Here is a 14,231-nt window from a genome sequence, read left to right as displayed (position 1 = left end):
TGACAGGGTGTTTTTGGCTGGACACGATGGTTCTTATAGCGAAACGACGTTACGTATAAAGAAACATAAACGCAGTTGCGGGATGCCGGGTGTCGATGCCCGGCGGACCGCTTCAATCTGGATACCACTGCAATGAGACTGCTGAGTCGCACGGGTTTTGACAACGAGCGGGACGACGAGCTCTACAACCGCATCGCGCTGCGGCTGCTTCCGTATCTGGTGCTGCTGCTCGTCGTTTCCTTCGTCGACCGCGTGAACATCGGCTTCGCCAAGCTGCAGATGGCGGGCGACATCGGTTTGAGCGATCTGGCGTACGGCACCGGCGCGGGGCTGTTCTTCATCGGCTACTGCGCGTTCGAGATTCCCGCGAATCTGATCCTTCAGCGGCTCGGCGCACGGCGCTGGCTCGGCATCATCATGCTCGCGTGGGGGACGGTTTCCGCGGGCATGGCGTTCATTGCCAACCAGCCCCAGTTTTACGTGATGCGCGTGCTGCTCGGTATCGCGGAAGCCGGCTGCTATCCGGGCGTGATGCTGTACATGACGTACTGGTTCCCGCCCCGGCTTCGCTCGCAGGTCTGCGCGATCTTCTTCCTTGGGCTGACCTTCGGCGGCATGTTCGGCGGTCCGCTGTCCGGATGGATACTGCAGGCGGTTCCGCAGCAATGGGGCCTGCGTGGCTGGCAGTGGCTCTTCATCGTCGAAGCGGTGCCGGCCATCGTGCTCGCGCTCTTCACGTTTCGCTGGCTGCCGGACGATCCGCTCGATGCCGCGTGGCTCTCGATGGATGAACGACGCCGGGTCCATGCATCGGCGCAAGAGAGCGCTGAGGGCATGCTCGACATGGTGCGGCCGTCGCGCGTCGCGAACGCGTTGAGCAGTCCGTCTATCTGGCTGATGGCGATCGCCAATTTCGCCTTGCTGGGCGGCGCCTACGGCGTCAGCTTCTGGCTCCCGCAAGTGATTCGCAGCGCGGGCGTAGCCAATCTGTCGCGCGTCGGTGTGCTGTCGGCGGTTCCCTATGTGTTCTCGGGCGTCTGCATGATCCTCGTCGCGCGGCGCTCGGATCGCGTGCAGGAGCGTCGCTGGCACGCCATCGCGCCGATGCTGCTCTCCGTCGCCGGCTTTGGAATTGCCGGCGCGACGGCGGGCAGCCTGCTGGGTGGCATGATCGGACTGACGCTGGCGATGGTGGGCGCGCAGACCGCGTCGGGGGTACTGTGGTCGGTGCCCGCCACGCTGTTCTCCGGGGTCGCCGCCGGCACCGCGCTCGCGATGGTCACGATCGGCGGGAACATCGGCGGCTACGCGATTCCGTTCATGATCGGTTACGCGAGGACGCTGGCGGGCGGGTTCGCGCCGGGCTTCTACGTGCTGTGCGTGGTGCAGGTGGCGGGCATCGCGGCCTTGCTGCTCGTGCCGGCTCGCCGCTTCCAGATGGCGACGCGCAGAAGCGTGGATGGCCGCATGCAAAGTGCGCCGGCGGCTCGCCGGAACATCGCGTAAGGGTGACGCCGATGAAAGTCTTCTACTGCGACAGCCAGCGCGACCACGATCCGGGATCGTTCGTCGTGCACGGGCGCGCGGTCGACTACACGGAGCATCCCCAGCGTGCCGCGGTGCTGCATGCCGCCGCGCTCGATGCCGGATGCACGCCGGTTACGCCGGACGATTTCGGGCTCGCGTCGGTCGAACCGGTCCATTCGGCGAGGTATATCGAGTTCCTGCAGCACGGTCTCGACGCGTGGCGTCGTGCGACGGGCGTAACAGGTCCGATGGTGCCGAGCTTTCATCCGTCGGGGCAGGCGAGCGTGTATCCGGAGTCGATCGTGGGGCGCTGCGGTTTTCACGTTGCCGATACCACGTCGCCCGTTTCCGATGGCAGCTGGAAGTCGATCCTGCGCAGTGCGCATGCCGCGCATCATGCCGCCGATGTCGTGGTGAGCGGCGATCGGGTGGCCTATGCGCTGTGTCGTCCGCCCGGACACCACGCGGAGCGCGAACGCGCCGGCGGCTTCTGCTACGTGAACAACGTGGCGGTTGCGGTCGAGCGGCTGCGCACGAGGTTTGGACGCGTTGCCGTGATCGATGTGGACGTGCACCACGGCAACGGCCAGCAGAGCATCTATTACGCCGACCCGGACGTGCTGACCGTGTCGCTTCATGTCGACCCGGCCGTCGCGTACCCGTTCTTCACGGGCAGCGCGAGCGAGCGGGGCGCCGCCGGCGCGCCGGGATGCAATCTCAACTTTCCGCTGCCCAAAGGAACGGGCGACGACGCGTACCTGGATACGTTGAAGATCGCCTGCAGCCGGGTCCGCGACTTCCGGCCGGGAGCGCTGGTGGTTGCGCTCGGTCTGGACGCATCGCGGCATGATCCGTTCGCCTACTTCCAGATCACGGAGCAGGGTTTTGGCCGTATCGGCGCCGAACTTGCCCGGCTCGAACTGCCGACCGTGCTGGTCCAGGAAGGCGGTTACCTGGCCCCAGACCTGGGCGATAACCTGCGGAGCGTGCTGCGGGCATGGTTTTAGGCGGGCCTGGCAACTCATGGTGCAAGGTCCCACGTCAATGTTTCGTTATGCAGATTACTTTTCGATTTCAGGAGTTCGGCATGGAACAACGGATGAGCTGGAGCAGGATCGCGGTCACGGCAGTCCTGGCGCTGGCGGGGATGCACGGTCCCGCGATGGCGGGCGAAACGGTGACATTCGCCGGATACGGCGGTGCATACCAGAAGGGCATGGTGGACGCGCTCGCGCAGCCGGCCGCTGAACGACTCGGACTGTCCCTCGTCCAGAATACGACGCCGGGTCTGACCGCGGTACGCGTTCAGGTGCAGTCCGGCAGTCCGGCCTGGGACATCGTCAATCTCGGTTCCGACGAATGCGCGGCCGGCAGCGCGCAGGGACTGTTCGAACCGCTCGACTACCACGTCATCAAGACCGATGGGCTGTCGTCGAACGCGTGGTCGAAGGACTGGATCGCCAGCAACTACTACAGCGTGCTGCTTGCGTACCGCACCGACAAATACGGCAGCAACCCGCCGCGTACGTGGCAGGATTTCTGGAACGTCGTCAAGTTCCCGGGTCGCCGCGCGATGTCCGACGCACCCATCGAATCGCTCGAGATCGCGCTGCTCGCCGACGGCGTGCAACCGGACAAACTCTATCCACTCGATGTCGATCGCGCGATCCGCTCGCTGCAGAAGCTCAAGCCCGCCGTCAGCGTCTGGTGGTCGAGCGGCGCGCAGTCGGCGCAACTGATCGAGAGCGGCGAAGTCGACATGGAGATGATCTGGGGTAGCCGGATCGTTCCCGTGCTGCGCGACAAGGCCCCCGTTGCGTATTCCCGCGTCGACAACGTGCTCGGCATGGGTTGCCTCGCGATCCCGAAGGGTGCGAAACACGCGGCGGCGGCGCAGAAGATGATCGCGCTGATGGTGTCGCCGCAGCTTCAGGCGAATGTTCCGCAGTTCCTCGAAGGATACGGTCCGACCAACGCTCATGCGTTCGACGTGAAGCAGTTCAGTGCGAAGGAGCTGGCCGATCTGAACTCCAGTCCGCAGAACGTGAAGACGTCGATCCGGATCGATGGCCGGTGGTGGGGCGAGGGCGACAACCAGAAGACCGCTACCGCGCGATACAAGGCGCTCATTTCCCAGTAACCAGTCACCGAGACGACGTGAGGCAGATCATGAAGGCGGCGGTCGCGATCAGGAATGTCAGCAAATCCTACGGGTCGTTCAAGGCGCTCGACAACGTGTCGCTCGATATCGGCGCCGGCGAGTTCCTGACGCTGCTGGGACCCTCGGGCAGCGGCAAGACCACGCTGCTGATGGTGCTCGCGGGATTCACGCGCGCCAGTTCCGGTTCCATCGCCGTGGGCGGCGTCGAGATGCTGACGATGCCCCCGCATCGGCGCGATATCGGCATGGTGTTCCAGAACTACGCGCTGTTTCCGCACATGAGTGTCGTGGACAACATCGGCTATCCGCTCAAGCTGCGCGGCGTGGAGGGCGCGGCGCGGCGCAGGCGGGTGGACGAGATGCTGGAGGTGGTCCAGTTGTCGGGCTTCGGGCAGCGCGGCATTCACGAGCTGTCCGGCGGACAGCGTCAGCGCATCGCGCTGGCGCGCGCATTGATTTTCGAGCCGCGCATCCTGCTGCTCGACGAGCCGCTGTCGGCGCTCGACAAGCAGCTGCGCGACCGCATGCAGATCGAGATTCGCCGGCTGCACGAACGCTTCGGCACCACGACGATCAATGTCACGCACGACCAGCAGGAGGCGCTGACGATGTCCGACCGTATCGCGATCGTCAACGGCGGAACGATCGCCCAGGTCGGGGCGCCGACGGAAATCTACCGTTATCCGCGCAGTCGTTTCGTCGCGGAGTTCATGGGCGAGACCTGTATGGTGCCGCTGCGGCGCGTCGGCGAGGGCGCGTGGTTTCACGAGACCGAAGTGCAGCCGTCCGTGTCGCGCGGAGCGGGACCGGGCGGCCTGTGGATGGCGCTGCGTCCCGAGACGCTGGACATCGTCGACGCGCCCGCATCCGGCGCGCTGTGCTTCGATGCGAAAGTGCGCGACCGGCTCTATCGCGGCGACACGGACGTCGTGTATGTCGAACTGGAAGGTGGGCACGAAGTGAGGATTCAGGTTCCATCCGGCGCCGCGATGGCGGGGCGCTCGCCGTACGCAAGCGGCGATCGCGTCAAGGTTGCGTTGGCGCGGGAAGACCTCGTGCTGGTCGGAGACGATGCATGAAGTTCGCGACGAACGATGTGCGCCTCGTCGACATGAACCGGCCGCTGAACGAAGCCGCGCTGCGGCGCCTCGAACTCGCCGACCGGTCGCGCGTATTCGGTTTGAGTCTGCCGGGCCTGCTGCTGGTCGGCGTGCTGCTGCTGATTCCGTTTTCGTGGCTCGTGGCGAAGTCGCTGCTCGATGACGGCGGTCAGTGGTCGCTCGTCAACTACCGCACCTTGCTCGGCGCCGTGTACCTGCATTCGATCGCGACGACGCTCGAAGTGTCGTCGATGGTCACGCTCGGCGCGGCGCTGATCGGCTATCCGGTCGCGTATCTGCTGTGCCAGGTGCCGCGCCGCATCGCCGGCATCCTGCTGGTGGCGGTGGTGCTGCCTTACTGGACCTCGACACTCGTGCGCACCTACGCGTGGCTCGTGCTGTTGCAGCGCAACGGGATCGTCAATACCTTCCTGGTGAGCCACGGCATCGTGTCGTCGCCGCTGCATCTGGTGAACAACCTGGTGGGCGTGGTGATCGGGATGACGCACGTGATGACGCCCGTGCTGATCATGCCGCTCTACGGCGCCATGCGTTCGATCGACCCGGCGCTGATGAAGGCCGCGGCCGGCTGCGGCGCGACGCCGCGCGAGGCGTTCCGGCAGGTGTTCTTTCCGCAGACGCTGCCGGGGTTGTCGGCGGGCATCGTGATGGTGTTCGTGATCTCGCTCGGTTACTACGTGACGCCGGCCCTGCTGGGCGGCGGCAACGTCAACGTGATGGCCATGCAGATCCAGACCACGCTGTCTACGGAAGGGGACTGGGGGCTCGTCAGCGCGACGGGTGTCGTGCTGGTCCTGATCGCGCTCGCGGTGTCCATGTCCATTCACGCGCTGGTCCGGTTCGGCCGTCCGCACGGAGGCAGATAAACATGCAGATGATAGCGACCGATACGCAGATCACGCACTGGCAGCGTGCGTGGCTGTACCTGCTGTGCGGCGCGGTACTCGCGTTTCTCGTGGTGCCGTGCCTGCTCGTCATACCGATGTCGCTGTCCGCCGACAGCTTCCTGCACTTTCCGCCGCGTGAACTGAGTCTGCGCTGGTATCGGAGCTTCCTCGGTTCGGAAGACTGGATGCACGGCGCGCGCATCTCGATCGAGGTCGCGTTCGCGACCGTCGTGCTCGCCACGTCGCTCGGTACCGCGGGTGCCTACGCGATCCGGCAACTCGACGGCCGGCTCGCGATGGCGATCCGCACGATCTACATGCTGCCGATGATCGCGCCGGTCATCCTGATCGCGGTCGGCGTGTTCTTCGTCTATGCGCGGCTAGGCCTGAACAACTCGGTCGAAGGCCTCGTGCTGGCGCATACGCTGCTCGCGCTGCCGTATGTGGTGATCACGGTGGGGAGTGGACTCGAAACGTACGACATGAGCCAGGAGCGGGTGGCGAGGAGTCTCGGCGCGAGCCGGCTCAAGGCATTCGTTCAGGTCACGCTGCCGCAGATCGCACCGTCGATCTACTCGTCGCTGCTGTTTTCGTTCATGACTTCGTTCGACGAAACCGTGATCGTGCTGTTCGTCTCGGGCGGCGACACGTCCACGCTGACGCGCCTGATGTTCGAGAACATCCGGGACCAGCAGGATCCGACCATCGCGGCAATCTCGACCCTGCTGCTCGTGGTTTCGACCGCGGCACTGATCGTCGCGCAGCGCCTCGCGCGCCGCAAGGTTGGCGAATAGGTCCGCGCGCCGGAGGAGAAAGGAAAGAAGCAGGACCGCACCATAACGGAAATTTTAAACCCATTGAATCGGTAAAATCATGAAGATTAGAACTACTATATGTATTGCGGCTGCTGCTGCTGGCTACGCAGATGTCGTTCACGCGCAATCCAACCTGACGCTTTACGGAATCGTCGACGAATTCGTCCAGTACGTCGACACGGGGAAGGGCTATACGGCCGCGATGGGGTCGAGCGGACAGTGGGCGAGCCGCTTCGGCCTCAAGGGTTCGGAAGATATTGGCGGCGGCAACGCAGTCAATTTCGTACTGGAGAACGGCTTCCTGCCGACCACCGGCGCGTTCGCCACGTCGGGCTCGCTGTTCAACCGGCAGGCGTGGGTCGGTCTCTCCGGCAACTGGGGGCAAGTCCGCGCCGGCCGGCAGAACTCGCCGCTCTTCATCGACGAAGGCCGCATGGACGCCTTCGGCGCGGTCACGCAGGCGTCGGGCCTCGACAACATCACGACCTACGGCATTCGAACCAGCAACACCGTGTCGTACATTTCGCCGTCGTTCTATGGGTTGAAGGGCAGCGTCTTCGTCGGTCTCGGCAATGCGGGCGGACTGCGCAGTGCGGGCTCCAGCTACCAGTTCGACGTGACCTACGATCACGGACCGTTCTCCGCGTTCGTGGCCGGTCAGGCACTTCACAACACCGCGAATGTCGCGACCGACCGGACCATCCTGTCGGGCGTGTCGTATGCACTCGGATCGTTCACGTTCTACGGCGCCTACACGTGGGCGAAGTGGGATGAGCTGGCCCTCGACGCGAACACGTATGGTCTTTCCGTCGGCTATCAGATCAACCCGTCCAACTACGTCGCTGCCGGCTGGGCGCAGTTGACCGACCGCACGTCCGCGGGCGACAGCGCAAGACAGTTCAGCGTGCTGTACACGTACACGGTGTCGAAGCGGACCAATCTCTACGGCGCTGTCTCGTTCCTGCAGAACCACGGGCGCGCGGACTACACGCTGGCAGGCGCGGCCAACGCCGGTTTGCCGCTGGCCTTCAACGGCGCGAATGCGCGCGGCATCCAGCTGGGCATCGTGCATCGCTTCTGAGCGGCGCGGCGCCGTGATGAACGGCGCTGCGCATCGACGCATCGCGACATGCTTCGTCCATGCAGTTTGCCCGGATGGCCCGCTTGCCGTTTTCTGGTTACGATACGCAACGCCTGACGTTACGTAAGCGGCGCGACACCGGACGCGGTCCGGCGCGCGTCGATCTGACCGGGAAGGGACATGATGCTTTCGCCGTCCGAAGCTGCCGCAGCCGGCAACACCGTCGACTCTCGCAGTCATCTTGCGGCGCGTGTCGACCTCGTCACGCTGAAGCTGCTGATCGCGATCGTCGAGGAACGGAGTATCGCGAAAGCGGCCGAGCGCGAACACCTTGCACCGTCCGCCGTCAGCAAGCGGATCGCGGATCTCGAACATGCGATGCGCGTGCCGCTGCTCGAACGGCATCGCCGCGGCGTATCGCTGACTCCTGCAGGCGAAGCGTTGTTGCGGCACTCGCGGCGGATTCTGCGCGACCTGTCGCAGCTCGAAGTCGAGATGAGCGAGTTCTCGTGCGTATCGAACGGGGCGCGGGGGCACGTCCGGGCCGCCGCGAACGAATCCGCGCTGTTCGGCTTCTTTCCCGATGCGCTCGGCCGCTTCATGCGCGATTACCCGAACGTGACCGTCGAGCTGCAGCCTGACACGAGCACGGGCGCCGTGCAGGCCGTCCGCGAAGGCGCGGTCGAACTCGGCATCTACTGGGGCGATCAGCCGGTGGACGGGCTGCGGGTCATGCCGTGCTACGTCGACCGGCTCGTCGTCGTCGTGCCGGAGCATCATCCGCTCGCCGGCCAGCGCAACGTGCGTTTCGTCGATCTGCTCGACCATTCGATCATCCTTCAGGAGCCGTACAGCTCGATCCAGAATCTCACCGAGCGGCTCGCGGCCGAGGCAGGCCGCACGCTGCGCTCGCGGATCCGCGTCGCCGGGTTCGACGCGGTGTGCCGGATGGCGCAGGCCGGGCTCGGCATCGGTATCGTGCCCGACTACTTCGTGACCGGCCGCGCGGCGGCGATGCATATCGCCGAAGTGCCGCTCGACGAGGCCTGGGCCAACCGTCTGCACAAGCTGTGCGTTCGCGACGAAGACGACATGTCAGCCGCAACGCGTCTGCTCGTCGAGTTTCTCTGTCATTGACCCCACGCGTTTCTGCCATCGCGATTCACGCAGCGAGCGTTCCCAGATACGTCTTCAGCGGCATTTTTGATCCGCGCAGACTGCATTCCAGTCATTCACCCTGAACGTCTGGCGCGGCGCGTACCGGCCAGGCGGCAGTCTGGACGGAGCCTGCGTGAATCGAGTCACGAGCCTGCCGCGAACGCTGTTCGACAAGCTGTGGGAGCGGCATGTCGCGCACGAACGCGACGACGGGTACACCCTCATCTACATCGACCGGCACTATCTCGGCGACGACCTGCCGCGCGATACGTTCGACGTGCTGGCCCGCAAGGGTTTGCGCGTGCGGCAGCCCGACGCGACCATCGCGATGGCGGACCATTACGCGTCCTCGCGCGGCCGCTCGATCATGGACGTCGTCGATGCAGAGCGACGCGAGCTGGTCGAAAAGCTCGTCCATTTCACCCGCGAGCAGCACGTGCGGATGTTCGCGCTCGACGACGCGCGCCACGGCATCGTGCACGTGAGCGGCCCGGAGCAGGGGCTGACGCTGCCTGGCATGACGGTGGTCTGCGGCGACAGTCATACGTCGACGCACGGCGCGCTCGGTGCCTTCGCGTTCGGGATCGGCGCGTCGGAAGTGAGCCACGTGCTCGCCACGCAGACACTGTGGCAGCGGCGTCCGCTGACCATGCGCGCGCGCTTCAGCGGCGCACCCGCGTTCGGCGTGACCGCCAAGGACCTTGCGCTCGCGATGATCGCGCAGGTGGGCGTCGCGGGCGGCGCCGGCCACGTGATCGAGTACACGGGCGACACGATCGCCGCGCTCAGCGTCGAGGCGCGCATGACGCTGTGCAATCTGTCGATCGAGGCTGGCGCGCGCGCCGGCATGATCGCGCCGGACGACACGACGGTCGCGTATCTGCGCGGCCGTCCGTTCGCGCCGCAAGGCACGGCATGGGACGACGCGCTCGCGCAGTGGCGTACGTTGCGCAGCGATCCGGATGCCGCGTTCGCGCGCGAGGTCACGCTCGACGCGACACGGGTCGCACCGATCGTTACATGGGGCACCAATCCATCGCAGTCCGCACCGATCGACGGCCGCGTGGCGGACGCGGTCGATATCGCGGATCCGGCGCAGCGCGCGCGGGTGCTCGACGCGCTCGACTACATGGGTATCCAGGGTCGACAGCCGATCGAAGGGCTGCCGGTGGACCGTGTGTTCATCGGCTCGTGCACGAATGGGCGCCTGGAAGATCTTCGCGCGGCCGCGCAGATTCTCGACGGCCGCCGCGTACAGGTGCCGACGCTCGTCGTGCCGGGTTCCCGCGCCGTGCAGACCGCCGCCGCCGCAGAAGGACTCGACCGCGTGTTTCTCGCGGCGGGCGCCGAGTGGCGCGAGCCAGGCTGCTCGATGTGTCTCGCGATCAACGGCGACGAAGGCCGTCCGGGTGAGCGCATCGCATCGACGACGAACCGCAATTTTGTCGGCCGTCAGGGACGCGGCGTCCGCACGCATCTGATGAGCCCCGGCATGGCCGCCGCCGCCGCGGTCGCCGGCCGGTTGATCGACTATCGGGAGCTGCTGCGCGATGCAACCGCTGACGCAACTTGATGCGATCGCGGCGCCATTGCCCGCCGCGGACATCGACACCGACCAGATCGTGCCAGCGCGTTTCATGCATGCGCAGCGCGTGGACTACGGTCGCTATCTGTTCCATGACCTGCGTTTCGATGCGGAGAGCGGCGCGGCGAACCCGCGCTTCGTGCTGAATCGCCCACCGTATCGCGACGCGCGGATTCTCGTGGTGGGGCCGAATTTCGGTTGCGGCTCGTCGCGCGAACAGGCCGTGCATACGCTCGTGGATTTCGGTATCCGTGCGCTCGTCGGCACGAGCTTCGGCGACATCTTCCACGGCAATTGCCTGAAGAACGGCGTGCTGCCGGTGAATGCCGACGCCGCGTTCGTCGCGTCGCTCGTCGCCGCGCTCGAAGCCGCGCCGGGTGCGCGCGTGCGGATCGATCTGCCCAATCAATGCGTTTTTGCGCCGGACGGCTGCCGCAGCGGATTCGACATCGACCCGTTCCAGAAAGAAGCGTTGCTGCTCGGCCGCGACGAAATCGACATGACGCTCCGGTATGCGACGGCCATCGACGCCTATGAACGCGCGAACGGCGGCTTTGCAGTCGCGCCGGACCAGTCAACGCTGCACACACAGGACAACTCATGAAGATTGCAGTACTCCCAGGCGACGGGATCGGCCCGGAAGTGACCGCACAGGCGCTCAAGGTGCTCGACGTCTTTGCGCGCGAAGGCATGGCGCTCGAGTTCGACCATGCATTGATCGGTGGCTGCGCGTACGACGCCACCGGTCATCCGCTGCCGCCCGAGACGCTGGCGTTGGCGCGCGACGCGGACGCGATCCTGTTCGGCGCGGAAGGCGGATTTCACTATGAAGCGCTGCCGCGTGGACTGCGTCCGGGCGACGCGTTGCTCACGGTGCGGCGCGAGCTGCAGCTGTTCGCGAACTTCCGGCCGGTGGTCGCGTATCCGGAGCTGGCGGGTGCATCGCCGCTCAAGGCGTCGCATCTCGACGGGCTCGATCTCGTGATCCTGCGCGAGCTGACGGGCGATCTGTATTTCGGCGAGCCGCGCGGCGTGCATATTGAGAACGGCGTGCGCGTCGGCATCAACACGATGCGCTACGACGAAGAGGAAATCCGCCGCATCGCGCACGCCGCGTTTCGCACCGCGCGGCTTCGTCGCCGCCGCGTGTGCTCGGTCGACAAGGCGAACGTGCTCGAAGCGATGGAGCTGTGGCGCGAAATCGTCGACGACGTCGCGCGCGACTATCCCGACGTCGAACTCGAGCATCTGTATGTCGATGCCGCCGCGATGTCGCTCCTGCATTCGCCGCGGCGCTTCGACGTGATCGTGACCGGCAACCTGTTCGGCGACATCCTGTCCGACGAAGCCTCGATGTTGACCGGCTCGATCGGCATGCTGCCCTCGGCTTCGCTCGGCGACGGGACGAAGGGGCTGTACGAGCCGGTGCACGGTTGCGCGCCCGACATCGCGGGGCAGGACATCGCGAATCCGCTCGCGTCGATCCTGTCGGCGGCGATGATGCTGCGCATGAGTCTCGGCCAGCCCGATGCGGCGGCGCGGATCGAACGCGCGGTGCGGCGGGTGCTCGCGTCCGGCTACCGGACCGCGGACATCGCCGAGCCGGGCACGAAGCAGATCGGCACGTCGCAGATGGGCGACCTCGTGGTTGCCGCGCTGTCGTGAGCGGCATCGCGTCTCGCCGGCCCACGGGTTCCAGCAGAAGGAGGTCCGAATGAACGATGTCCGCCAACCGATCGTGCGCTTTCGCCAGGTGGGCAAGAGCTACGACGGCATCACGCGCGTCGTCGAAGCGCTCGATCTCGACATCTACGAAGGCGAGTTCCTGTCGCTGCTGGGGCCGTCGGGTTCCGGCAAGACCACCTGCCTGATGATGCTCGCGGGTTTCGAGTCGCCGACCGAGGGTGAGATCTGGCTGGGCGACACGCTGCTCAACACCACGCCGCCGCATAAGCGCGACATCGGCATGGTGTTTCAGAGCTATGCGCTGTTTCCGCACATGACGGTCGCGCAGAACGTCGCGTATGCACTGACGGTGCGACGCGTCGCGTCGGCGGAAAAGGCCGCCGCCGTGAAGCGCGCACTGGACATGGTACGCATGAGCGAGTTTGCGAACCGTCTGCCGAAGAGCCTGTCAGGTGGCCAGCAGCAGCGCGTCGCACTGGCGCGCGCGCTGGTGTTCAACCCGCGCCTCGTGCTGATGGACGAGCCGCTCGGCGCGCTCGACAAGCGTCTGCGCGAGCACATGCAGGTCGAGCTGAAGGACCTGCACAGCAAGCTCGGTCTGACCTTCGTCTATGTGACGCACGACCAGAGCGAGGCGCTGACCATGTCCGACCGCGTCGCGGTGTTCGACGCCGGCCGCATCCAGCAGATCGACCGCGTCGATTCGCTGTACGAAACGCCGGGCAACGGCATCGTAGCGAATTTCGTCGGCGACAACAACGTGTTCGTCGGCCGCTTGCTGTCGCTCGATGGCGAGCGCGGCGAAGTCGGGCTGCCGGACGGCGGTGTGCTCGCCGGCCGGGTGGTGGGCGAACTGCACGTGGGCGATACGGTGCGCGCATGCGTACGCCCCGAACGGATGGTGCTGCCGCCGTCCGGCGCGGCCTGCGCGCCGGCGCCGTCGATCAACGTGGTGCGGGCGCGCACGGCGGGCACGCTGTATTTCGGCGATCACGTGCGCGTGCGGTTCGCGCTGCACGGGCAGGAGAACGGCTTCGTCAAGGTCCCGCTCGGCGACGCGGGATGGGTGCAGGGGCACGCTGGCGACGAACTGGTGCTGCAGTTCGCCGAGCGTCATCTGCGGATTTTTTCGTAACGGCTGGATATTCGACACGGGGTGGATCATGCGTAAGGAAAAGTGGCTGGGCGCACTGGTGGCGCTTTTTGCGGTTCAGATGTCGCACGGCGCGCTCGCACGTCCGCTCGCCGTGGTCAATTATGGCGGCACGCTCGCCGACGCGCAGCAGGCAGCGTTCATCAAGCCGTTCCAGGCGGCGACCGGCATCGATGTGACGCCGGTGTCGTATTCGGGCGAACAGGCCAAGGTGAAGGCGATGGTGGATGGCCATCAGGTCGACTGGGACGTGGTCGAGGTCGAGTCCACCGACGTGGGCCGCGGTTGCGATTCGGGCATGTACGAGCGGATCGACTGGTCGAAGGTGCCGGACGCGGCGCACCTCGCGCCCGCCGCGAAAACGCGCTGCGGGGTGGGGCTGTTCGCATGGGCCAACGTGTTCGCGTACAACGCGAAGCTGCTGAAAACCGCGCCGGTGAGCTGGGCGGATTTCTGGGACACGAAGAAGTTTCCCGGCAAGCGCGGCATGCGCAAGTCGGCGCGCGGCAATCTCGAGTTCGCGCTGATGGCGGACGGCGTGAAGCCCGCCGACGTCTACAAGGTGCTGGCGACGCCGGCGGGCGTCGACCGTGCGTTCAAAAAGCTCGACGAACTGCGGCCGGACATCCAGTGGTGGGACGCGGGCGCGCAGCCCGCGCAGTTCCTGGTATCGGGGGACGTGGCGATGTCGACCGTGTTCAGCGGCCGCATCATCACCGCGCGGAAGCAGGGCCAGCCGCTCGACATCGTGTGGAACGGCGCGATCTCGGACTACGACTACTGGGTCATCCCCAAAGGCTCGCCGATGAAGGACGACGCGATGAAGTTCATCGACTACACGATCGGCGCGGACCAGCAGGCAGCGTATCTGGCGCTGCAGCCCGGCGGCCCGTCGAACTCGCAGGCACTCGCGAAGATGTCGCCGGACGAACTGAAGAACCTGCCGAACACGCCTGAGCACGCGAAAAACGGCGTCGTCAACGACCGCCAGTTCTGGGACGAGCACGGCGACGATCTCGACCAGCGCTTCGCCGCCTGGGCCGCGCGCTAACCTTGG

General features: G+C 65.9%; 13 protein-coding genes. All 13 read left to right on the top strand.

The genetic code is table 11. The features are described from left to right. Nucleotides 1-132: 132 nt before the first annotated feature. The gene (locus DVS29_RS31175; protein ID WP_118184382.1) at nt 133-1,506 is read left to right on the top strand and encodes an MFS transporter; all 1,374 of its coding nucleotides are present in this window, start codon (nt 133-135) and stop codon (nt 1,504-1,506) included. Between the two features lie 11 nt (nt 1,507-1,517). Then, the gene (locus DVS29_RS31170; RefSeq protein ID WP_118184415.1) at nt 1,518-2,534 is read left to right on the top strand and encodes a histone deacetylase family protein; all 1,017 of its coding nucleotides are present in this window, start codon (nt 1,518-1,520) and stop codon (nt 2,532-2,534) included. An 80-nt stretch (nt 2,535-2,614) separates the two neighbouring features. Further along, on the top strand, nt 2,615-3,667 hold the full coding sequence (locus DVS29_RS31165) for an ABC transporter substrate-binding protein (protein WP_164708030.1): 1,053 nt from the start codon (nt 2,615-2,617) through the stop codon (nt 3,665-3,667). Nucleotides 3,668-3,684: 17 nt separating this feature from the next. Next, complete coding sequence (locus tag DVS29_RS31160) at nt 3,685-4,767, top strand: ABC transporter ATP-binding protein (protein ID WP_205962550.1); 1,083 nt, start codon at nt 3,685-3,687, stop codon at nt 4,765-4,767. Then, complete coding sequence (locus tag DVS29_RS31155) at nt 4,764-5,675, top strand: ABC transporter permease (protein ID WP_205962549.1); 912 nt, start codon at nt 4,764-4,766, stop codon at nt 5,673-5,675. The genes DVS29_RS31160 and DVS29_RS31155 overlap by 4 nt, the downstream gene beginning before the upstream one ends. A 2-nt stretch (nt 5,676-5,677) precedes the next feature. Beyond that, nucleotides 5,678-6,490 (top strand): ABC transporter permease, encoded by an 813-nt coding sequence (locus DVS29_RS31150; protein ID WP_240655888.1) that lies wholly within the window; start codon nt 5,678-5,680, stop codon nt 6,488-6,490. A 79-nt stretch (nt 6,491-6,569) separates the two neighbouring features. Then, complete coding sequence (locus DVS29_RS31145; RefSeq protein ID WP_118184379.1) at nt 6,570-7,592, top strand: porin; 1,023 nt, start codon at nt 6,570-6,572, stop codon at nt 7,590-7,592. A 180-nt stretch (nt 7,593-7,772) separates the two neighbouring features. After that, the gene (locus DVS29_RS31140) at nt 7,773-8,729 is read left to right on the top strand and encodes a LysR family transcriptional regulator (protein ID WP_240655887.1); all 957 of its coding nucleotides are present in this window, start codon (nt 7,773-7,775) and stop codon (nt 8,727-8,729) included. A 154-nt stretch (nt 8,730-8,883) separates the two neighbouring features. Continuing rightward, complete coding sequence (leuC, locus tag DVS29_RS31135; RefSeq protein ID WP_164708029.1) at nt 8,884-10,323, top strand: 3-isopropylmalate dehydratase large subunit; 1,440 nt, start codon at nt 8,884-8,886, stop codon at nt 10,321-10,323. Continuing rightward, the gene (leuD, locus tag DVS29_RS31130; RefSeq protein ID WP_118184377.1) at nt 10,301-10,939 is read left to right on the top strand and encodes a 3-isopropylmalate dehydratase small subunit; all 639 of its coding nucleotides are present in this window, start codon (nt 10,301-10,303) and stop codon (nt 10,937-10,939) included. The genes leuC and leuD overlap by 23 nt, the downstream gene beginning before the upstream one ends. After that, nucleotides 10,936-12,000: a 3-isopropylmalate dehydrogenase gene (gene leuB / locus DVS29_RS31125; RefSeq protein ID WP_118184376.1), complete on the top strand. Its 1,065-nt coding sequence runs from the start codon at nt 10,936-10,938 to the stop codon at nt 11,998-12,000. Before leuD ends, leuB begins: the two co-directional genes overlap by 4 nt. A 49-nt stretch (nt 12,001-12,049) precedes the next feature. Then, nucleotides 12,050-13,156: an ABC transporter ATP-binding protein gene (locus DVS29_RS31120; protein WP_118184375.1), complete on the top strand. Its 1,107-nt coding sequence runs from the start codon at nt 12,050-12,052 to the stop codon at nt 13,154-13,156. Nucleotides 13,157-13,184: 28 nt separating this feature from the next. Then, nucleotides 13,185-14,225 carry an ABC transporter substrate-binding protein gene (locus DVS29_RS31115; RefSeq protein WP_118184374.1) on the top strand — a complete coding sequence of 347 codons (1,041 nt, stop codon included), beginning with the start codon at nt 13,185-13,187 and terminating at the stop codon, nt 14,223-14,225. The last annotated feature ends 6 nt before the right edge of the window (nt 14,226-14,231 follow it).

This window comes from Paraburkholderia phosphatilytica, assembly GCF_003443895.1.
In the GTDB taxonomy this organism is placed as follows: Bacteria; Pseudomonadota; Gammaproteobacteria; order Burkholderiales; family Burkholderiaceae; genus Paraburkholderia; species Paraburkholderia phosphatilytica.
This window is presented reverse-complemented; position numbering and strand designations above follow the sequence as displayed.

Coding starts and splice junctions, on each gene's coding strand:
- DVS29_RS31175 (WP_118184382.1), top strand. CDS start 133: ATGAGACTGCTGAGTCGCACGGGTTTTGACAACGAGCGGGACGACGAG.
- DVS29_RS31170 (WP_118184415.1), top strand. CDS start 1,518: ATGAAAGTCTTCTACTGCGACAGCCAGCGCGACCACGATCCGGGATCG.
- DVS29_RS31165 (WP_164708030.1), top strand. CDS start 2,615: ATGGAACAACGGATGAGCTGGAGCAGGATCGCGGTCACGGCAGTCCTG.
- DVS29_RS31155 (WP_205962549.1), top strand. CDS start 4,764: ATGAAGTTCGCGACGAACGATGTGCGCCTCGTCGACATGAACCGGCCG.
- DVS29_RS31150 (WP_240655888.1), top strand. CDS start 5,678: ATGCAGATGATAGCGACCGATACGCAGATCACGCACTGGCAGCGTGCG.
- DVS29_RS31145 (WP_118184379.1), top strand. CDS start 6,570: ATGAAGATTAGAACTACTATATGTATTGCGGCTGCTGCTGCTGGCTAC.
- DVS29_RS31140 (WP_240655887.1), top strand. CDS start 7,773: ATGATGCTTTCGCCGTCCGAAGCTGCCGCAGCCGGCAACACCGTCGAC.
- leuD (WP_118184377.1), top strand. CDS start 10,301: ATGCAACCGCTGACGCAACTTGATGCGATCGCGGCGCCATTGCCCGCC.
- leuB (WP_118184376.1), top strand. CDS start 10,936: ATGAAGATTGCAGTACTCCCAGGCGACGGGATCGGCCCGGAAGTGACC.
- DVS29_RS31120 (WP_118184375.1), top strand. CDS start 12,050: ATGAACGATGTCCGCCAACCGATCGTGCGCTTTCGCCAGGTGGGCAAG.
- DVS29_RS31115 (WP_118184374.1), top strand. CDS start 13,185: ATGCGTAAGGAAAAGTGGCTGGGCGCACTGGTGGCGCTTTTTGCGGTT.